The sequence below is a fragment of the Azospirillaceae bacterium genome (assembly GCA_028283825.1).
Lineage (GTDB): Bacteria > Pseudomonadota > Alphaproteobacteria > Azospirillales > Azospirillaceae > Nitrospirillum.
The window spans coordinates 733,558-754,131 of sequence record JAPWJW010000005.1 but is presented as its reverse complement, the minus strand read 5'-3'; the positions used below and the strand labels follow the sequence as shown (position 1 = coordinate 754,131).

General features: G+C 65.6%; 17 protein-coding genes. 6 read left to right on the top strand and 11 right to left on the bottom strand.

Annotated elements, in window-relative coordinates; translation table 11 throughout:
* Positions 1-31: 31 nt before the first annotated feature.
* Positions 32-1,729 (top strand): methyl-accepting chemotaxis protein, encoded by a 1,698-nt coding sequence (locus PW843_29850; GenBank protein MDE1150774.1) that lies wholly within the window; start codon positions 32-34, stop codon positions 1,727-1,729.
* A 94-nt stretch (positions 1,730-1,823) separates the two neighbouring features.
* On the opposite strand, the gene PW843_29845 is transcribed toward PW843_29850, so the two are convergent.
* The 4 genes from PW843_29845 to PW843_29830 form a co-directional block, all read right to left on the bottom strand.
* Complete coding sequence (locus PW843_29845; protein ID MDE1150773.1) at positions 1,824-2,774, bottom strand: helix-turn-helix domain-containing protein; 951 nt, start codon at positions 2,772-2,774, stop codon at positions 1,824-1,826.
* Between the two features lie 256 nt (positions 2,775-3,030).
* Complete coding sequence (locus PW843_29840; protein MDE1150772.1) at positions 3,031-3,426, bottom strand: hypothetical protein; 396 nt, start codon at positions 3,424-3,426, stop codon at positions 3,031-3,033.
* A 63-nt stretch (positions 3,427-3,489) separates the two neighbouring features.
* Positions 3,490-4,107 carry a response regulator transcription factor gene (locus tag PW843_29835; protein MDE1150771.1) on the bottom strand — a complete coding sequence of 206 codons (618 nt, stop codon included), beginning with the start codon at positions 4,105-4,107 and terminating at the stop codon, positions 3,490-3,492.
* A gap of 5 nt (positions 4,108-4,112) precedes the next feature.
* A complete protein-coding gene (locus PW843_29830) occupies positions 4,113-5,510 on the bottom strand; it encodes a histidine kinase (protein ID MDE1150770.1) in 1,398 nt (465 codons plus the stop codon).
* A 214-nt stretch (positions 5,511-5,724) separates the two neighbouring features.
* Here PW843_29830 and PW843_29825 point away from each other — a divergent pair, with 214 nt between their 5' ends.
* Positions 5,725-8,175: a TonB-dependent receptor gene (locus PW843_29825; protein ID MDE1150769.1), complete on the top strand. Its 2,451-nt coding sequence runs from the start codon at positions 5,725-5,727 to the stop codon at positions 8,173-8,175.
* A gap of 83 nt (positions 8,176-8,258) precedes the next feature.
* On the opposite strand, the gene PW843_29820 is transcribed toward PW843_29825, so the two are convergent.
* The 6 genes from PW843_29820 to PW843_29795 form a co-directional block, all read right to left on the bottom strand.
* Positions 8,259-8,561 carry an Ldh family oxidoreductase gene (locus PW843_29820; protein MDE1150768.1) on the bottom strand — a complete coding sequence of 101 codons (303 nt, stop codon included), beginning with the start codon at positions 8,559-8,561 and terminating at the stop codon, positions 8,259-8,261.
* Complete coding sequence (locus tag PW843_29815) at positions 8,491-9,267, bottom strand: Ldh family oxidoreductase (protein MDE1150767.1); 777 nt, start codon at positions 9,265-9,267, stop codon at positions 8,491-8,493. The genes PW843_29820 and PW843_29815 overlap by 71 nt, the downstream gene beginning before the upstream one ends.
* A 13-nt stretch (positions 9,268-9,280) precedes the next feature.
* Positions 9,281-10,615, bottom strand: a complete 1,335-nt coding sequence (locus PW843_29810; protein ID MDE1150766.1) for an anti-phage deoxyguanosine triphosphatase — start codon at positions 10,613-10,615, stop codon at positions 9,281-9,283.
* A gap of 94 nt (positions 10,616-10,709) precedes the next feature.
* On the bottom strand, positions 10,710-12,047 hold the full coding sequence (locus tag PW843_29805; protein ID MDE1150765.1) for a sorbosone dehydrogenase family protein: 1,338 nt from the start codon (positions 12,045-12,047) through the stop codon (positions 10,710-10,712).
* On the bottom strand, positions 12,044-12,553 hold the full coding sequence (locus PW843_29800) for a DUF2231 domain-containing protein (protein MDE1150764.1): 510 nt from the start codon (positions 12,551-12,553) through the stop codon (positions 12,044-12,046). The genes PW843_29805 and PW843_29800 overlap by 4 nt, the downstream gene beginning before the upstream one ends.
* Positions 12,554-12,725: 172 nt before the next feature.
* On the bottom strand, positions 12,726-13,208 hold the full coding sequence (locus PW843_29795) for a tryptophan-rich sensory protein (GenBank protein ID MDE1150763.1): 483 nt from the start codon (positions 13,206-13,208) through the stop codon (positions 12,726-12,728).
* 163 nt (positions 13,209-13,371) lie between these two features.
* Between PW843_29795 and PW843_29790 the strand changes: the two genes are divergently transcribed.
* The 3 genes from PW843_29790 to PW843_29780 are packed head-to-tail and all read left to right on the top strand — an operon-like array spanning position 13,372 to position 16,429.
* Positions 13,372-14,763, top strand: a complete 1,392-nt coding sequence (locus PW843_29790; GenBank protein ID MDE1150762.1) for an ethanolamine ammonia-lyase subunit EutB — start codon at positions 13,372-13,374, stop codon at positions 14,761-14,763.
* On the top strand, positions 14,760-15,545 hold the full coding sequence (gene eutC / locus PW843_29785) for an ethanolamine ammonia-lyase subunit EutC (protein MDE1150761.1): 786 nt from the start codon (positions 14,760-14,762) through the stop codon (positions 15,543-15,545). Before PW843_29790 ends, eutC begins: the two co-directional genes overlap by 4 nt.
* Before the next feature lie 11 nt (positions 15,546-15,556).
* The gene (locus tag PW843_29780) at positions 15,557-16,429 is read left to right on the top strand and encodes a dienelactone hydrolase family protein (protein ID MDE1150760.1); all 873 of its coding nucleotides are present in this window, start codon (positions 15,557-15,559) and stop codon (positions 16,427-16,429) included.
* A gap of 150 nt (positions 16,430-16,579) precedes the next feature.
* On the opposite strand, the gene PW843_29775 is transcribed toward PW843_29780, so the two are convergent.
* Complete coding sequence (locus PW843_29775; GenBank protein ID MDE1150759.1) at positions 16,580-17,671, bottom strand: LLM class flavin-dependent oxidoreductase; 1,092 nt, start codon at positions 17,669-17,671, stop codon at positions 16,580-16,582.
* Between the two features lie 313 nt (positions 17,672-17,984).
* Here PW843_29775 and PW843_29770 point away from each other — a divergent pair, with 313 nt between their 5' ends.
* Entirely contained in the window at positions 17,985-20,399 is a 2,415-nt protein-coding gene (locus tag PW843_29770) for a TonB-dependent receptor (protein ID MDE1150758.1), read from the top strand.
* Positions 20,400-20,574 lie beyond the last annotated feature (175 nt).

The window sequence follows — 20,574 nt, the reverse complement described above, 5'->3', positions numbered from 1 at the left end:
CTCTGAGCCAGAGTTAACAAAGGGAATTTTGATGTTTCTTGACAATCTACGCATTGCTCAAAAGATCAACATGATTATCATTTCTCTTGGTGTCGTCGTTCTTATTGGCGCCGTGTATTCTAGCATATCGATGAAAAACATCGATAATAGATATTCCAATCTTCTCGACCACGAAGAAAAGGCATCAATTTCCGCCGTCGAAGCGAGAAAGGAAATTCGTATATATATTTCAACCGCTTACAGCTTGGCTTTGGAAACAACTCAAGAAGGCAATTCCCGCCTGCTGGACGAAATCAGGAAATCTCAACAAGACTATTCTAGTAACATGAAAGAAATAGAATCACTTGTTCCGGAATTTTCGTCTCATGCCAACCACATTGAAGTGGCCACGAAGTCGGCCTTCGCCGAATGTGAATCATTAATCAAACAGGCTGCGTCAACAATCGATGCTGACCTTAGCCTAAAGGCCGGAGTGGCACTCAAGGGCCAATGTGAACCGAAGATCATTTCCATTGCAGATGATCTCAAGAATTTATCAGACGATATCATAAATTCGGCAAGCAAGGAATCGGATGATTTAACCGATAAAACCGATAAGACCATTGTCACGTCTCTGGTTGTCGCGGTCATCGGTCTTGTTTCGGCGCTCGTTTTCGGCATGTGGATTTCCCGGTCCACGATCGTCGGCCCTCTGTCGCGCTTGATCACCATCATGCAGCGGTTGGCCAACAACGACTTGAACGCGGATGTTCCCGATGCGCGCCGTTCGGACGAAATCGGCGCGATAACCCGCACCGTCGCGGTGTTCAAGACCAATGCCATCGAGAACAACCGTCTCCGTAACGAACAGGAAAAGGCGGAACAGCGCGCCCTGGCCGAACGCAAGCAGGCCATGCTGAAGATGGCCGATTCATTCGAGACCGCCGTCATGGGCCTGGTCAACAGCGTCAGGGCCCAGTCCACCGAACTGCAGGTGACGGCCCGGAACATCAATACCGGAGCCAATCAGTCGGCACGGCAAGCCGCCACCGTCGCCGCCGGCGCGCAGCAAGCCACCGTCAACGTCCAGACGGTGGCCGCGGCCACGGAGGAGTTGTCTTCCTCCATCACCGAAATCGCCCGCCAAATGACCGAGGCCGCCCGCATCTCCAACACGGCCTCGGAAGAAGCCGGGCGCACCAACGGCTTGGTCAAGAACCTGTCCGGCGCCACCGACCGCATCGGCGCGGTGATCACGTTGATCAACGACATCGCCTCGCAGACCAACCTGCTGGCCCTCAACGCCACCATCGAGGCGGCCCGCGCCGGGGAAGCGGGCAAGGGCTTCGCCGTTGTCGCCAACGAGGTCAAAAGCCTCGCCACCCAGACCGCCAAGGCGACGGCCGACATCAGCCAGCAGATCACCTCGGTTCAGGAAGAAACCCTGACCACTGTCATGGCCATCCAGGGCATCGCCGCCATCATTGAGCAAATCAAGCGCATCTCCACCGGCATTTCCTCCGCTGTGGAGGAACAGGGGGCGGCCACGAGTGAGATTGCCCGCAACGTTCAGGAAGCCGCGCGGGGCACGCAGGATGTGACCACCAACATCACCGACATCTCACATGCCACGGAAGAGGCGGCGGCATCGTCCGAACAGGTCCTGGCGGCGTCCAGCGAACTTGCCCGGAATTCGGAAACTCTTTCCGAACAGGTCGGGCGTTTCCTTAATGAAGTTCGGGCGGGATGATCCTTGGTGTCTCCCCAACGCCAGCGACACAAAACTTAGAATGGTGTCGCTGGCCCCGCGCCAGGTTCGCATGGAGCCAAACAAAGCCGCGAAATCATTTATTAAGAACGCGCAAGCGCCACACTGTCGGTGACACGCCAAACGCTTTGTGAAACCGGGACGAAAAGTGATCCGCATTCACAAAACCGACAAGGCCGGCAATTTCGGCAATTGTCCTGCCGGTGAACCTTTGATCCTGCAAAAGCGTGCACGCCCTGTCCAGGCGCATCCTGAGCAAATCCTTCATGAAACTGCTACCGGAAGCCGCGAACGTAGCATGGAGGGTTCGAACCGAAATACCATGTTCGGCGGCAAAACGATTGGGAGCCATCGATGAATCAAAAAGGCGATCACGCATATCCATGCGAAGTCTGTTCAGCAAGGAGCGCCGGCTACTGGAGAGATGATCCTCAGTTGGTCCCGTCGATAATGCCAGCAGCCCCGCGAGGTGTTCAGCAACGGCGTTTGGAGGAAGCGCGAGGTGATTAACGGTTCTTGGCGTTATCTCCTGCATCATGGAAGATAATGCGTGCCCCCAACCGGATGAAACCTCAAGTTCTCTTAAGAATAAATCCTCTGGATGTGAAATATATTGCCTGATGTAATTCATATCGAATAATATTATTGAAATTTCCAATTCATTTCCCGTATTTAGGTCAAAAGGATAAACACTTCCGCCAAAATGAATGCGACCTTTGTTTAGATTAATGCTTTTATCGCGGCTATGCATGTCGGCAATGCCATCTTTAAGAAAAGATATACTAAAATGTTCTGTTTTTTCCCTTGATATGTGGTGCGTAGATCGAATTGCGCCACGAGCGCCACGTATCCAGAAATGCGTTATCTTTCCGAATCCGAATTTTGTATATTCAACACTTCCGTCAAATATTTCTTCTTTGTCAAACTTGCATTGCATGTTTTGACAAGCGTCAGCGATATTGTCAGCCCAATACTCTTTAGCCTTCTCTTGACTTAAACCATCTGTCGAGATGCGCACGTAACCCATAACCTGGACCTTCTGCAAGCATAAGAAGCCTATGAGGCTGGCCAATAAATAGGATTAATAATAACAGTCTCTTGTGATTCGTTTCGTTTGCGAAGACGAGGATGGATCGCAAGATCATGTAGACTATCTTTATCCTGCAGCAATATCGGTGGGACAAGTTGAAGTATGCAAGCGTTTTGACGAACGAAGAACAGAGCGTGCGTCGTTCCGCGCTTCCCGAGCCATCAAGACGGTGTGAACGACCGGGCGAGCGCCGTCAGCCCTCGGCGGCGCCCTTTTTCCCATGCGCCATCAGCAGGGCGATACCCAGGCTGAGGCCGTAGCCCCACAGCAGCCAGGCGGCGGCCAGGCGCACCACCGTCTCATCCGGCCCATAGGTGGCGGGCAGCCAGTTCAGCACGGCGCCGTCCACCGTCATGGCGACCGCCCCGACAATGCCCACACCGGCCATCACCTGCTCCGGCGCCAAGCCGGCCAGTCGGCGGATCAGATAGACGCTGGTCCAAGCGACAGAGACGGTCGTCGCGAAATTGACGGGGTTCCACACCGGGTCCGTCAGGGCCAGGGGCAGGGCGCGCAGGAACAGCAGTGCTGCCGCCCAGAAGATCACGCCCAGGCCAACCAGGATCAGCACTTGTCCCCGCTGCAGCATGTCGCCCCCCGTCCTTTGAAAGAGGGGGAAGTCTAACGCGGCGGGGTGCTGCCGCCCATGGGGTCAACTGACCCCCATCTCGATGGACAGGCGGATCAGGTCGGCGGTGCGGGCCACCCCCAGTTTTGCCTTTATCTGCGTGCAGGTGTTCGCAATGGTCTTGTAGCTGGCGCCCAGTTCGTCGGCGATTTCGGCCAGCGCCCGCCCTTCGCCCAGCAGGCGCAGGATCTCCAGGTCGCGTTCCGTCAGGCGCTGGGTCAGGGGGCCGGACGGCACGCCGTGCACGGCCAGTTCCTGGGCGATGTCGTTCTCCACATACCGTCCGCCCTCGGCCAGGCGGCGGATGGCGGTCAGCAACTCGTCCGGCGCGGCGTTCTTGCTCATGTACCCCTTGGCGCCGGCCGCCATGGCGCGCGAGGCGTACAGCGCCTCCGCATGCATGCTGAACACCAGGACGCAGGCCGTCGGATCCTCGATCAACAGGCGTTGCAGCAGTTCCAGGCCACCCACCCCCGGCAGGTTCAGGTCCAGCAGCACGATGTCCGGCCGGCCTTCGCGATAGCGGACCAGGGCGTCGCGGCCGGTCGCCGCCTCCGCGATGGTGATTTCGGGCAGGGGGGCCAACAGGCGGCGCAGGCCGGCCCGCACGATGGCGTGATCATCGACAAGCAGCAGTTTCATGGGTTTCATGCCGCCTCTTGCGGAATTACGGAATGGGATGCCGGCCCGGGCAACAGGGCGCGGACGGCGGCACCACCACCGGGCAGGTTGCCCAGCCACAGGGTCCCCCCCTGGGCCGACACCCGTTCCGCCATGCCGCGCAAGCCGTAGCCGCCATTGGCGCGCCCCCGTCCCGCATCCGGCTGGCCCGGCGGGAAGCCGGCGCCGTCGTCCGCCACCTCCACCCGAACATCGCCGGCATCGGCCGCCACGGTCACGGTGACCGTGGCCGGTTGGCCGTGGCGGACCGCGTTGCTCAGGCTTTCCTGCACCACGCGGTAGATGGCGGTGTCGCCGGCCTCACCCAGGCCGATCCCCGGATCCACGTCCACGGTGATGGCGATGTCCGGCCGGCGTGAGCGCCAGAAAGCCGCCAAATTGTCCAGCGCCGGCGCCAGGCCCAGTTCCCCCAGGCCCAGGGGGCGTAGGCGGCCCAGGATGGCCTTCACCTGGCCCTGGACATGGGCCACCGCCTCGCGTGCCGAGCGCGCCTGGTCGATCAGCGGCGCGTCGCCCGACCGCTCCGCCGCCGCCTGCAGGGCCGCCACGTCCACGTTGATGGCGAACAGGTAGGGGCCGACCTCATCATGCAGGTCGCGGGCGAGTTCGATCCGCTCCTCCTCCTGGATGGTCAGCAACTGGTCATGCAGGCGGCGGTTCCGCGCCTCCGCCGCCGCCAGGCGGGCGATCATGCCGTTGAAACCCACCGCCAGGCGGCGCAGTTCCGGCGGCCCGGTCTCGGCCACCGGTTCCGGCGCCTCGCCACTGATGCCGACCTGGGCGAAGGCCTTGGACAGGCGGTCCACCGACCGCAACGCCCGCCCCAGGGTCCAGTAGATCATGGGCAGGGCCAGCATGCTGAACAGCAGCAGCATGGCGAAGTCGTCGCCCAGTTCGCCCCACACCTCCGACGCCTCGCCCGACGGGTCGCTTTCCAGGCGCAGCCACAGGCCGTCACGGCTGACGCCGGGCAGGGGCACGTCGGCGCTCAGCTGCGGCACGTCCAGCGAGGCGATGAACCAGCCGGGTGCCGGATGGTCCGGGACGGCGACGGTGGAGGTGGCGACGGCACCCCCGCGGGCGCCGCGCAGGCTGACCCGCAGGTGGCGGTCGCCGTCGAAGGCGCCCACCAGCCGCGTCAGGGCGGCCACCATGTCGGCATCCTCCGCCGGGTTGGCGCCGACCGGGCGCTGGGCCAGGTGGGACAGGGCGCTGGCCACGGTGTGCTGGCCCACGGACAATGCCGCCTCCATCTCCGTGCGCACGGAATGCTCCGCCCGCAGCCAGGCGGCGGCACCGCCGGTGGCCAGGCTGACCAGCAGCAGCAGGGCGATGGACAGGACCAAGCGTATCCGAAGCGACATGAGGTTGGTTCCCCGCTTCCGGTCAATATGTTTCGCCGCCCGCAGGTTTCGGGCGGCACCTCCCACCCCCTATCTAACAGTCGCTTCGCGCTTCCGCGCAACAACCACCGCGATATCGGGAATTTTTCCCGGGAAAATCAGGAATGGGGCCTATGGAGGGAAAATGCCGCCGCCGATACCGTACGGTCAGGCATCCCCACCAGAGCCCCATATAATGAAAAACATCCCCACCGGCCTGATGGCATTGTTCTGCACCACCGTTTCCGCCCTGGCCCTGTGCGGCCCGGCACGGGCGCAGCAGGCACCGGCGCCTGACACGGCCGCCCCCCCCGGCATCGTCACCAACCCGGGGGAGGTGATCGTCATCGGCATCACGCCGCTGCCCGGCGCCACCGTGCCGCTGGACAAGCTGCCGGGCACGGCCACCACCCTGTCGGCGGATGATTTCGCCCGGGCCCATTCCATTTCCATCCTGGATACCATGGCCCAGCGCGTGCCGGGCCTGTCGCTGTCCGACACCCAGGGCAACGCCCTGTTCCAGGACATCCACTACCACGGCTTCACCGTGTCGCCCTTGCAGGGCACGCCGCAGGGCATCGCCGTCTACCAGAACGGCGTCCGCCTGAACGAGGCCTTCGGCGACACCGTCAACTGGGACCTGGCGCCGGAGGTGGCGATCAACCGCATGACGCTCGCCACCAACAACCCGGCCTACGGCCTGAACGCCCTGGGCGGGGCGGTGACGCTGGAGATGAAGAACGGCTTCAACTTCCAGGGCGGCAGCGCCGAACTGCTGGGCGGCAGCTACGGCCGGGCGCAGGGCCAGGCGGAGTTCGGCTATCAGTCGCCATCCGGGCATTTCGCGCTGTACATGGCGGCGGAAGGGTCGCGCGACGACGGCTGGCGCAAGGAATCGGCCTCGGACGTCGAACGCTTCTATGCCGATGCCGGCTGGCGCGGCGAGGCGGGGGAGGTGCACCTGATCGCCTCCGCCGGCCGGTCCAGCCTGGGCGTGGTCGGCCCCACGCCGCTGGAGATGATCCAGGCGGATGAGACCGCTGTCTACACCTGGCCGCAGACCACCAAGAACGACAGCGGCATGCTGGCCCTGAACGGCAAGGTCGACGTGGCCGACGGCTGGTCCTTGCAGGCCAACGCCTATGGCCGCCACCTGGGCCAGAAACACGTGGACGGCAACGACAGCGATTTCGAGGGCTGCAGCAGCCGGTCATCCTATGGCGGGCAGCTGTGCCTGGAGGATGACGCCTTCGGCACGCCGGCCGGCGGCAAGACCACGGCCTTCCGCAACCAGTTCGTCATCACCGACCTGGCCGGCCACACCTTCGCCTACAACGACGACACGGTGTACGGCACGCTGGACCGCACCGCCATCGACACCACCACGGTGGGCGGATCGTTGCAACTGACCGGCGACCGGCCTCTGCTGGGCATGGGCAACGCCTTCGCCGCCGGGGTCAGCATCGACCATGCCGACATCCGCTTCACCTCCACCAGCACGCTGGGCGTCATCAATCCCGACCTGTCGGTGACCACCGACACCGATGAGGTGGCGGGCGCCGGCGCGATCATCCGCACTCTGGGCAATCTGGGCTACGCGCCGGTCTGGCTGTCCGGCACCACCGATTATTACGGCGCCTACCTGACCGACACCCTGGACCTGACATCTTCCCTGTCGCTGACCGCCGGCGTGCGCCTGAACGTGGCCGATATCGCCACCCGCGACCGCAGCGGATCGGCACCGGAACTGAACGGCGACAACCGCTACACCCACTTCAATCCGCAAGCGGGCCTGACCTACAAGCTTCCAGGCGGCGTCACCGCCTATGCCGGGTATTCCCAGTCCAACCGGGCGCCCACGCCGCTGGAACTGGACTGCGCCGATCCGGATCGGCCCTGCCTGCTGGAAAACTCCCTGGTCGCCGACCCGCCGCTGCACCAGGTGGTGTCCAACACCTATGAGGCGGGCCTGCGCGGCGTCACCGGATACGATCTGGGTGGGGCGGGGCGCGTGGACTGGGCATTGGGCCTGTTCCGCACCGACAGCGACAATGACATCGTGGCGCTGGCCAGCACCATCCAGGGCCGGGGCTATTACACCAACGTGCCCTCCACCCGCCGCCAGGGCGTGGACGCCAGCCTGACCTACGCCAGCGAGCGCTGGCAGGTCTACGCCAACTACAGCTTCGTGGACGCGACCTACCAGTTCACCGGCGTGCTGGCCTCCCCCAACAACCCGTCGGCGGACGATGACGGCGACATCACCGTGCACAACGGCGACCGCATCCCCGGCATCCCGCGCCACCAGATCAAGGTGGGCGGCGACTTCGCCGTCCTGCCCACCTGGACCGTGGGCACCGCCATCCAGTATTACGGCAGCCAGTACGTGGTGGGGGACGACGCCAACCAGAACGCCCAGCTGACGCCCTACTGGACCATGGATCTGCGCACCACCTACCAGATCCTGCCCAACATCCAGCTGATCGGCGGCATCAACAACCTGTTCGACCGGCGCTATGCCAGCTACGGCACCTATTTCGAACTGGATGGCGCCAGCGGCATCCTGGGCCGGGATTTGAGCGACGCGCGCAGCCTGACCCTGGGCGCGCCGCGCACCTTCTATGGCGGGGTGAAGGTCACGTTCTAAGATTCAGAAACTCAAGAGACTTCCCGGGCGACGCATCTGGGGAAGGGGGGCCGGGTTCCATCCGCTACCGGCCCCCCCTTTTTCTATCCGGCGGGGACCAGCGCCTGGATTTCCCGCAGCAGGGCGGGCGCGATGGACAGCCCTTCCGCCTGCGCCTTGGCCCGAGCCGCCAGGCGGCGGTCGCCGGGCAGGCGGGCGCCGTCCGCGACGATGGCCTGGACCAGGTCGGCCATGCGGCCGCCGAAGTCCGGCCCGCTGAAGGCCATGGGATCGAAGGCGACGATGATCTGCCCCACGGCGGGCGGGGCGCCCTTGTCATCCCAGAAGGAACTGGCCAACCAACTGTCCTGCCCGCCGGCCAGCGCCCCGCAGAGAATTTCCACCATCAGCGCCAAGGTCGCCCCCTTGGAACCGCCGACCGGGGCCCAACGCGCCCTCCAGGGCGGCGGTCGGATCGGTGGTGGGCTGGCCGTCCGCATCCACCGCCCAGTCGGAGGGGATGGGCTGGCCGGCCTTCTGCGCCGCCACGATCTTGGCCCGCGTGGTCAGGGTCAGCGCCATGTCGATGACCAGCGGTGGCCGGCCGGCGATGGGGGCGGCGAAGGCCAGCGGGTTGGTGCCCAGCATGGCCCGGCGCCCGCCCGCCACCGTCATGGCGGCCGGGGTGTTGGACAGCAGCAGGGCCACCAGGCCCTGGTCGGCCAGGCGCTCCACCACCCGGCCCAGTTGCCCGATATGGTGGGAGGCGTAGAGGCCGGCGCTGGCCGTGCCGGTCTCGCGCGCCAGGGAGGCCAGCGCCGCCAGCGCCACGTCCGCCGCCGGATAGGCGAAGCCGTGGCCGGCATCCACGCGCAGGCTGGCCGCCGCCGTGCGGGTCAGGCGGGGCAGGGCCCGGCCGTCCACCTTGCCGGCACGGACCTGGGCGGCGTAGGACGGCACCCGGCCCAGGCCATGCCCGACCTGGCCGTCGGCCTCCGCCGACACCAAGGCGCGGGCCACGCTGGCGGCGTTGTCCGGCAGGGTGCCGCAGGATACCAGGGCCTGCGTGACCAAGTCCTCGGCGGCGGCAAGCGACAGGTTGGGTGACGGCATGGGGTTTCCCTGGTCAAAGCGGGTCGAAGACGGAACCCATGTGCGGGCTGAACAGCCGGTCATAGGATTTCAGCAGGAAATGGTCGGTCATTCCCGAAATATGGTCGCAAATCAGCCGCATCACATCGTCACCGCCCTGCCGGCGCTCCAGCACGTCGGTCGGCAGGAAGGATTCAGGCTCCGACGCCATGGCCTCGAACACCGCCACCACCATGCGTTGGCCCTTGAACTCCAGCTGCTGGACGCTGGGGCTGAGGATCACCGCGGTCCTGACGGCCGACTTCAGGGCATCCAGGAACGTCGCCGCATCCCGGTCCATGACCGCGCGGTAGCGGATCAGGGGTTCACGGAACTCTTCCCGCGTTTCGATATGGCAGCGGGTGATGAAGTAGTGAACAAGACGCCCGATCAATGACTTGCGGGCATAACCTTCACCAAACAGGCCGTCGACGAACTGGTCGTAGGACAGGTCGTCGCCATGCATGTCCTTCAGGTTGTCCAGGAAACAGCGGCAGGCATCCTCGGGCACCAGCGACAGGAAGCGCGCCGGACCGATCAGTTTCAGCGCCAGCGCGTCCTCCAGGTCATGCACACCGAAACCGATATCGTCGGCCAGATCCATGATGCTGCAATCGAACGACTTGTGCAGGGGCTTGGCATGCGCCCCGGCCTTGGACGCGTGGGCGCAGAAGGCCTGCCGGTCATCCGGGCTGAGTGGCGCCAGCACCCAATCCACCACGTCCTGTTCGCTGTCCAGATAGCATTTGGGCGGCTTGGACGCCTTGCGATCGATGATCTGGATGGTGGTTTGCCGGGCGTCCAGGCGGGGCGCCAGGTCGGGATTGAACGCGCGGTTATAGGGGATCGGATATTTCAGGACGCCCAGCAGGGCCCGGCGCGTCAGGTTGGCGCCGGCGGCGTCGGAGAACTTCTCCAGCCTGGACAGGATGCGCAACGTCTGGCCGTTGCCCTCGAAGCCGCCATGGTCGCGCATGCAGTAGTTCAGCGCCACTTCGCCGCCATGGCCGAAGGGCGGGTGCCCCAGATCATGGGTGCAGCCGATGGTCTGGATCAGGCTCAAATCCGGGATATGGATCGCCGCCGGATGGCCCGCCTGATATTCGCGCAGCTGGCGGGCGATGCCGCCGGCGATCTGCGCCACCTCCAGCGAATGGGTCAGGCGGGTGCGATAAAAATCGCTGTCGCCCAGGTTCAAAATTTGGGTCTTGCCCTGCAAGCGCCGGAACGAGGCGGAATGGATGACCCGGGCGTAGTCGATCTCCCCCGGCCGGCGGGTGTCATCATCGGCCGCATTCCGCCTAGGCTCACGCCGCTCGTCCCAAACCATCACCCACGCCCCGCCGCCATCTCGAAGGGCGGCAGTGTAGGGCCCGAGACCGGGCATGGACAACGGTTCCATGCCCGGTCCCGAGCGGACTTGATCAAGGGGCTGTCGAGACCCGCCAGACGGTGTTGCCGACATCATCGGCGATCAGCAGGGCGCCGCCCTTGTCCACCGCCAGGCCCACCGGCCGGCCGTGGGCCTTGTTGTCCTGGTCCAGGAAGCCCGTGACCACGTCCTGGGGCTTGCCGTTGGGCTGGCCGTTGCTGAACGGGATGAACACCACCTTGTAACCGTTTAGAATCTTTCGGTTCCAGCTACCGTGTTCACCCACGAAGGCACCACCCTGGTAAGTCGCCGGCAGGCTGGTGCCGGTGTAGAAGGCCATGCCCAGCGGGGCGACGTGGGAACTGAGGGCATAGTCCGGCACGATGGCGCGGGCCACCAGGTCCGGCCGTTGCGGCATGACGCGGGGATCGACGTTCTGGCCGTAATAGCTGTAGGGCCAGCCGTAGAAACCGCCGTCCTTGACCGATGTCATGTAGTCCGGCACCAGGTTGGGGCCCAGCTCATCCCGCTCGTTCACCACCGTCCACAGGGTGCTGGTCTGCGGTTCCCAGCTGAGGCCGTTGGGGTTGCGCAGGCCGTCGGCATAGATGCGCCAACGGCCGGTGGCGCGATCCACCTCCCAGATGGCGGCGCGGTTCTTTTCCGCCTCGATGCCGTTCTCGGTGATGTTGCTGTTCGATCCCACGCCAACATACAGCTTGGTGCCGTCCGGGCTGGCCACCAGGCTCTTGGTCCAATGATGGTCGATGGGGCCGCCGGGCAGGGGGGTGAGGGTGGTGCCGGGGGCGGTGATCTGGGTGTCCCCCTCGGTGTAGGGATAACGGATGAGGGCGTCGGTGTCGGCGACGTAGAGGTCGTTGCCCACCAGCGCCACGCCGAAGGGCGAATTCAGGTGATCCAGGAAAACGGTCTTGGTTTCCGGCACGCCGTCGCCGTCGGCATCGCGCAACAGGGTGATGCGGTTGCTGCCCTTGGTCTGGCCGCCGGAGGTTGCCAGGGACTCAACCCAGTGCATGATCAGGTCCTTGGGCCGCTTGACGGGTTCCCCCTTTGGGGCCAGGGATTCCACCACCAGCACATCGCCATTGGGCAGCACGTAAAGGGAACGCGGGTGTTGCAGGCCGGTGGCCAGCGCCTTGATCTTCAGGCCCTGGGCCACGGCCGGCGCCTCGCCATCCTTCCAGCCGACCACCTTGGCCACGTTCATGGGCGGCATCAGGAACTGCTTTTGCGCCGGCAGGTTGGGGTTGGAGCCCACCTGGGTGGCGGGATCGACCGCACCGCTGTCATCATCGCACGCGGTCAAGGCCAGCGCGGACACGCCCATCAACGCCAGGGCCAGGAGGCTTCGGGGAAAACGGCGGTTCATGACAGCACCTCGACCCGGCGGGTGTTGATGACCGCCCAGCCCAGCCAGGCCGTGGTCAGCAGGATGACCACCGTCAGCGCCGACAGGATCAGCCCTTGCGGCACCACGGACGTCCAGGCGTCGCGGCTGTGCACGAAGCAGTTCAGGATGCCCAGGCCCAGCACCACGAGGACGCCCAGGGCATGCGGCCAGGCATGGGCCTGGGAGTCCACGAAACGCCGGCCAGCCAGATCGACCAGCCCGATGAGCAGCGCCACCGCGCCCAGCACCACGCCGGCGAACAGCAGCCAGGCGGAAAAGTCGGCCCACATCATCTCCGCCGTCTGCCAGTAAGCCACGTCAGTCAGGAACGCGCCGACGAAGCAGGCGCCCGGAAACGGCGCGAACAAGGGATAAAGCGGCAGCCTCGTCACCACGACGGCCCGATCGGTGCCGCGGATGATGACCGGCGTGCGTTGGACGGTCTGGGGTGAAAGCTGCTCAGGGGGTGGGATTTCAGTGGGCATCGGGCGGTTCCTCCTGCACATCATGCCAACGCGTTCAACCGCTTGGCGCCGTTTATGGTTCCATGGATGTTTTGAGTGTAATTTCCATAAGATAGATTATCGGATATTGATTGGCCGAGGGGGTGGCCTCAAAAACGAAGTGCGACTTTCCAATGCTCCCAGCGCCCGCCCCTCAGTTCAGCACATAAATCCCCGTGTTCAGCGATGTGGCGAAGGCCACCCACGCGGCGTATGGCAAGAACAAGACGGCGGCCAGCCTGTCCTGGCGCCAGGCGGTGGCGATGAAAGCCAGGATGGCGACCAGCAGCAGCGCGATCACGGCCAGCGCCAGGCCCGGCAGATGGGCGGCGAAGAAGATGGGCGACCACAGGAAGTTCAGCACCAACTGTATCCACCACAGCCGCATGGGCCGGTCGTCGCAATCCCGCCGGCACACCCGCCAGCCGGCGATGGCGATCAGGATGTACAGCAAGGTCCAGGCCGGGGCGAACACCCAGTTGGGCGGGTTGAAGGACGGCTTGTCGAGGCTGGCGTACCAGGCGCCGGGCGCTGTCAGGAAACCGATGGCCAGCCCGCCGCCCAGGACCAGTACCAGGAACAGGACAAGCGAAAACGGGCGGGGTGCGGCCGGGGCCTGGTTTTCCATGTCCGTCATTCACCCGTCCCCTTGCAAAACATCCGATGCCTGACTCAATGACATCGGTTGCGAACCGTCGGCGCCAAGCCCTTGACCAATAAGAAATCGCCCGCCCTTCTCCCCAAGGCGGAACAATGCCATGATCGCGTCCGACAAGAGGTCACCGTCGGGGAGCATCGGTTTGGTTGGGCGCGCCGCGTACCGTATCACCCTGGGCCCCCGCACCTGGGCGTTCGATGACCTGAAAGACCTGATGGCCAAGGCGACACCGCCCCGCTCCGGCGACCGGCTGGCCGGCATCGGTGCCGGTTCGGCGGAGGAGAACGTGGCGGCCAAGCTGTGCCTGGCCGACCTGCCGCTGAAGACCTTCCTGACGCAGGCGCTGGTGCCTTATGAGGATGATGAGGTCACGCGCCTGATCATCGATGGGCACGATGCCGCCGCCTTCGCCCCCGTTTCCCACATGACGGTGGGGGAATTGCGCGATTACCTGCTGTCCGACCAGGCCACCACGCCCGTGCTGGCGGCATTGGCGCCGGGATTGATGCCGGAGATGGCGGCCGCCGTGTCCAAGATCATGCGCAACCAGGACCTGATCCTGGCGGCGCGCAAGTGCACGGTGGTCACCCGTTTCCGCAACACCATCGGCCTGCCCGGCACCCTGGCCGTGCGCCTGCAGCCCAACCACCCGACCGACGATCCCGGTGGGGTGGCGGCCAGCATCCTGGACGGGCTGCTGTACGGCTGCGGCGACGCCGTCATCGGCCTGAACCCGGTGTCGGACAGCCTGTCGGTGCTGGGGGACCTGGCCCGCCTGATCGACGGCGTCATCCAGCGTTTCGCCATCCCCACCCAGGCCTGCATCCTGACCCACGTCACCACCAGCCTGGAACTGATGAACCGCGGCGTGCCGCTGGACCTGGTGTTCCAGTCGGTGGCGGGGACGGAGGCCGCCAACCGTGGCTTCGGCGTCAGCCTGGCCATGTTGGCCGAGGCGCACGCGGCGGCCCAGGCGCTGAAACGCGGCACGGTGGGCGACAACGTGATGTATTTCGAAACCGGCCAGGGCAGCGCGCTCTCCGCCGGCGCCCACCACGGCGTGGACCAGCAGACGCTGGAGGCGCGCGCCTACGCCGTCGCCCGCGCCTTCCAGCCCCTGCTGGTCAACACCGTGGTGGGTTTCATCGGGCCGGAATACCTGTACGACGGCAAGCAGATCATCCGTGCCGGGCTGGAGGATCATTTCTGCGGCAAGCTGCTGGGCCTGCCGCTGGGCTGCGACGTCTGCTACACCAACCATGCCGAGGCCGACCAGGACGACATGGACACGCTGCTGACCCTGCTGGCCACCGCCGGCGTGTCCTATGTCATGGGCGTACCGGGGGCCGACGACGTCATGCTGAATTACCAGTCCACCTCCTTCCATGACGCGCTGTATGTGCGCCGGCTGCTGGGGCTGAAACGCGCGCCGGAGTTCGAGGCCTGGCTGCTTGCCATGGGCATCACCGGCGCCGATGGGCGCCCCCTACCCCAGCCGGCATCCCAACCCCTGTTGGCGGGGTGGACACGATGAAACGCGAGGATGCGGTGACGCCCGACGCCTGGGCGCATCTGAGGGACACCACCCCCGCCCGCATCGCCCTGGGCCGGACGGGCGCCAGCCTGCCGACGGCGGAGGTGCTGCGTTTCGCCCTGGCCCACGCCCAGGCGCGCGACGCCGTGCACACGCCGTTCGATGCGGCCGGGGTGGCGGACGCCCTCCGCGCGCTGGGCCACGAGGTGTTGGCGGTGGAGAGTGCCGCGCCGGACCGTGCGACCTATCTGCGCCGCCCGGATTTGGGCCGCATCCTGTCGCCCGGCGGCCGGCGCGCCCTGGCCTATGTTCCCGCCACCCAGCCCGACCTGGCCCTGGTGGTGGCGGACGGCCTGTCGGCCACGGCGGTGCATCGCCAGGCGGCGCCGCTGCTGGCCGCGCTGGCGCCGTGGATCAGCCGTGAAGGCTGGCGCGTGGCGCCGGTGGTGGTGGCGACCCAGGCGCGCGTGGCCCTGGGCGATGAGGTGGGACAGATGCTGGGCGCCCGCGCCGTCGCCATGCTGATCGGTGAGCGGCCGGGCCTGTCCGCCCCCGACAGCCTGGGCGTCTACCTGACCCTGGCCCCCCGCCCCGGCCGGCTGGACGCCGAACGCAACTGCCTGTCCAACATCCGCGACGGCGGCCTGGGGCCCGAGCTGGCGGCGTTCAAGCTGGCCTGGCTGCTGCGCGAGGCGTTCCGCCGACAGGTGACGGGCGTGGCGCTGAAGGATGAAAGCGACCGGCTGCTGGTGGACGGCCGGGCACCCGCACAATTGGCATGAGGGAACAGGCGATGCGCGTGCTGGCACTGATGATGATGGTGGCGGCAGCGCTCAGCGTCCCGCCCCTGGCCTGGGCGGCGAGGCCCGGTCAGGTGGAGGAACGCACCCTGCCCTACGTGCCCAAACCTGAGGACGACCAGGCCATCCAGGATTTGGGGAAAGCGCCGTTGGCTGACGATTTCGCCGCGAAAACCTTCACCGCCCCCGACGGCCGGATGCTGCCCTACCGCCTGCTGCCCCCGGCCCAGGTGGCGGCCGCCGCACCGGCGGTGGAAAAGGTGCCGCTGGTGCTGGTGTTGCACGGATCGGGCGCCATCGGCACAGATAACATCGGGCAGATGGGCGCCTTCGCCAAGGCCTGGGCCCTGCCCATCCTGCGCCAGCGTTTCCCGGCTTATGTCGTGGTGCCGCAGGTGGACGTGCGCAGCGCCGATTACGCCCCCGGCGACGACGGCCTGCTGGCCTCCCATCCCGGCGCGTCCTTGCCGGCGGTGCTGGCGCTGGTGAACGACCTGGTGGCGCGCCTGCCGGTCGATGCCACGCGCATCTACGTCGTGGGCTTTTCCATGGGGGCGTCGGCGGCGCTGAACGCCCTGGTGGCCGAGCCGGGCCGCTTCGCCGGTGCCGTGACCTTTTCCGCCGTGCCGCCTGATCGCGGCCTGGCGGCGACGGTGGCGGGCGTGCCCGTCATGCAGATCCATGGCGACCAGGATCCGGAGAACCCGTTCGATCCCGACCATACCTGGGCCCAGGCCCTGGCGTCGGCCGGCGGCAACCCCACCTTCATCCGTTACCAGGGCATGGACCACCGGGTGCCACCGGACATGCTGACGGCACCCGGCTGGCGGGAATGGCTGTTCGCCCAACGACGCAAGGCGCCCTGATCAGGGTTCCCTCAATCGCCGGGCGCCAGCATCCGCTGGCTTGGCTTGTCCTCGATTTCCAGTCCGCCTTCGGCTCCCCAGAAATCTCCGGCGGATGCGGTCGCATCCTACAGCGGCACGGGGGCGGGGCCCCATGCCGCTGGCCTTTCCCTAAAACTGCCCGTGGTTCAGCTTGGGCAGGACGTAGCGGGCGAACAGGTCGCATTCCCGAGCATGCGGGTAGCCCGACAGCACGAAGGCCTCGATCCCCGCCGCCTGGTAGGCCTGCAACTTGGCCAGCACCTGGTCCGGGTCGCCAACAATGGCGGCACCGCAGCCGGAGCGGGCGCGGCCGATGCCGGTCCACAGGTTCTCCTCGACATAGCCATCGCTGCCGGCGGTTTCGCGCAAATCGGCCTGGCGATTGACGCCAGCGGACACGCTGTCCAGCGACTGCTTGCGGATGCGTTCGCCCTCCACCGCGTCCAGGCGGGACAGCAGGCGGTCGGCGGCGGCGCGGGCCTCGCCTTCGGTCTCGCGCACCACCACGTGCACGCGGTAGCCGAACTTCAGCGCGCGGCCGTGCTTGGCGGCGCGGGCGGACAGGTCGCCGACGATGGCCTTCACCTCGGGCAGCCGGTCCGGCCACATCAGGTAGACGTCGGCGCCCTTGGCCGCCGCCTCGCGCGCGTCCTCCGACAGGCCGCCGAAATAGAACAGCGGCGCCTTGCCGCTGGTGGTGCGCACGCGCGGCGGCTCGATGGACAGGTTGTGGAACTCACCCTTGAAGTCCACGGCCTTGCCGTCCAGCAGGTCGCGCAGCAGGGCCATCACCTCAACCGTGCGCTGGTAGCGCGCCGCACTGGGCAACGTCTCACCCGGCAGGTCGCTGGAGATGATGTTGATGCTGAGGCGGCCCTGCACCATCTGGTCCAAGGTCGCCAGCTGGCGGGCCAACTGCGGCAGCCACACCTCACCACAGCGGATGGCCGTCAGCAGCTTGATCCGGCGCAGCAAGGGCGCCATGGCGGCGGCAAAGGCGATGGTGTCGATGCCCAGGTTATAGCCCGACGGCAGCAGGATGTTGTCGTACCCGCCCTTCTCCGCCGTTAGTACAATGTTCCGGCAATGCTCAAAACTCGACAATAGGGCCGGCTCGCGAACGCCGAGGAATTCATAATCGTCGTCGCACAGGGCGGAAAACCAGCTCACCTCGCAACGGGGAGCGGTCAGGGAGGACGGGGTTTCAAGGGTGGTGGACACGGGTGCAACAGGCCTTTCTACCCGGCCTTCACGTTGTCCGGCACCTAACGATTAAGTGCCTGAACATAAAGGCGGATTGGAGAACAACATGTCGGCGGGCCGGACCCGTCGGCGGTGTGCGCACACTCTCCACCCGGGCGCTTTTAGTTTCAACCAAATTTTTGTGGGAAATGACGTAAACGCATACGGCAATTGTCCGCAAACGATGCGAAGTTCATTGACCAAACCCATGAGTTTTCTAAATATGACGATCCATAAATTAACGATAAACACAAAAACTTTGTGATTTTAAGGCCGAAGGGAGTTCCTGGGTATGCGTAACGTCACCGGCACCAGCGCCAACACGTCCCGTCCTGTGGGCGGCCTGCGGATGGGCCGCCTGCTGGGCTCCGCCGCCCTGGTGGCGTTCATGGCGATGGCGGCCCATGCCGCCGACGCGCCGCCGGCCCCGGCCACTCAGGCGGTGGCGGCCCCGGAAGGCGAAGGCCTGACCGAGATCATCGTGACGGCGCAAAAGCGCGGCGAAAGCCTGACCTCCGTGCCGGTGGCCATGACGGTGGTGACGGGCGACATGCTGGAAAGCGCCGGTGTCAGCACGTCGGAGGCCCTGCCCAACCTGGTGCCCGGCGTCACCTTCCGCAAAGGCACCACCAACAAGAACTCCGCCCTCAACATCCGCGGCATCGGCACCCTGTCCTTCAGTTCCGGTGCGGAGCCCAGCGTGTCCACGGTGGTGGACGGCGTGGTCTACGCCCGGTCCGGCATGGCGGTGACCGACCTGCTGGACATCGACCGGGTTGAGGTGCTGCGCGGTCCGCAAGGCACGCTGTTCGGCAAGAACGCCTCGGCCGGCGTCATCAACATCGTGACCGCCGACCCGCAGGCCAGCTTCGGCGGCTATGCCGAGGCGACCGGCGCCGACAATGGCGAGGTGCGACTGCGCTCCGGCATTTCCTTCCCCATCACCGACACGCTGTCGGGCCAGTTGGCGGCCTTCTACGGCCATGCCGACGGCAACGGCCGCAACCTCTACAACGGCCACGACATCAACGGCTACGACCACAAGGGCATCCGTGGCAAGTTTGTGTGGAACCCCACCGACGCGGTCAAGGTCACCTTCATCGGCGACTATGCCGAGGCCGACGACAATTGCTGTGCGGAATCCATCCAGGTGGTGTCCAACAGTGCCGCCAACGTGCGTGGCCTGATCCCGGCGCTGGGCGCCATCACCCCGTCGGCCACCAACAAGGACATCAACAACAACGTCGATCCGCACACCAAGGACCGGAACGAGGGCGCCTCGGTCCAGGTCGACTGGACCCCGTCCTTCGGCGGCACCGTCACGTCCATCTCCGCCTGGCGCGGCTGGCACAATGTGGAAACCCGCGACGGCGACTTCACCGCCAGCTACCCGGCCTACGTCTCCTCCTCCGTTCCTGGCGGCAGCACCAGCCTGGTGGACCATGGCTATGTCGACCTGAACCAGTACTCCCAGGAACTGCGCTATTCCTCGGACGTGGGTGGGCCCATCGACTATGTCGGCGGCTTCTTCTTCTTCCACACCGACACGAAGGAGAACTTCACCCGGTCGGATGCCACCTGCACCGCCTCCACCCTGGCGGCCCTGGCCAACGGCAACATCCCCTGTGCCGCCGGCGCCTCCACCTACGCCTATGCCTCGGGCACGGCGCTGGATAGCGTGACCACGAACAATGAGGCGCTGTTCGGCCAGGCGACCTACCATATCACCGACGCCTTCCGCCTGACCTTCGGCGGTCGCCTGACGCATGACGAGCTGGACTACACCTTCCAGCGCGTGGCCACGGCCACCGGCTTCTCCGGCATCGGCGGCAACTTCGCCAGCGCCAACAACTACAGCCGCAACGACGCCTCGGCCAAGGCGGGCATCCAGTACGATCTGGGCCCCGACACCATGGCCTACTTCACCTATTCCCAGGGCTACAAGGGCCCCGCCTACAACATCTTCTTCAACATGGCGGCCAACAACACCGGCCGTCTGGCGCCGGAGACCTCCAACGCGTACGAGGCCGGCATCAAGACCGCGTTGTGGGACAACAAGGTGGTGGCCAGCCTGGACGTCTTCCGTGACGACATCGAGGGCTTCCAGACCAACAGCTTCACCAACATCAACGGGGCGGTGGTCAGCACCCTGATCAACGCCGGTGCCGTGCGCACGCAGGGTGTGGAGGCCGACTTCATCACCCGGCCGCTGCCCGGCCTGACGCTGAACGGCGGTGCCGCCTATACCGACGCCACCATCCTGCAGTTCAACTGCCCCACCGGCGCGCCCGCCACCTGCTATTACCCCAACGGCAAGGTCCTGCCCTACGCGCCCAAGTGGAAGCTGACGGCGGACGCGGCCTACAAGCTGCCCCTGCCCGCCAGCGTGCCCGTGGGCGTGACGGTGGACACCAGCTACTCCTGGCGGTCGGACCAGCAGATGGACATTGGCGAGTCCCCCTACACGATCCAGAAGGCCTACGGCATCTGGAACCTGGGCGTCAGCTTCGCCGCCCCCGAGGACCGCTTCGTCATCCGCCTCTACGCGCAGAACCTGCTGAACCAGTTCTATACCGTGTCCAAGGTGCCCGACAGTGCCACCAGCGTGGTCAACGGCGTCGCCGTGCCCTCCACCACCTATGTCCGCCTGGGCGTTCCCCGCGATGCCCAGCGCATCCTGGGCCTCGGCATCAAGACGACGTTCTAGTACGCGCGGCATTTGATCGTGACCGATCAAATGCCCCCTCAAGCGCCGGGCGCCAGCATCCGCTGGCTTGGCTTCCTCGTTGCGCCCTGCGGTGCTCACTCCGGCGGACGCAGTCGCGTCCTACAGCGGCATGAACAAGACATCATGCCGCTGACATAAGGTGCCGATATCAATG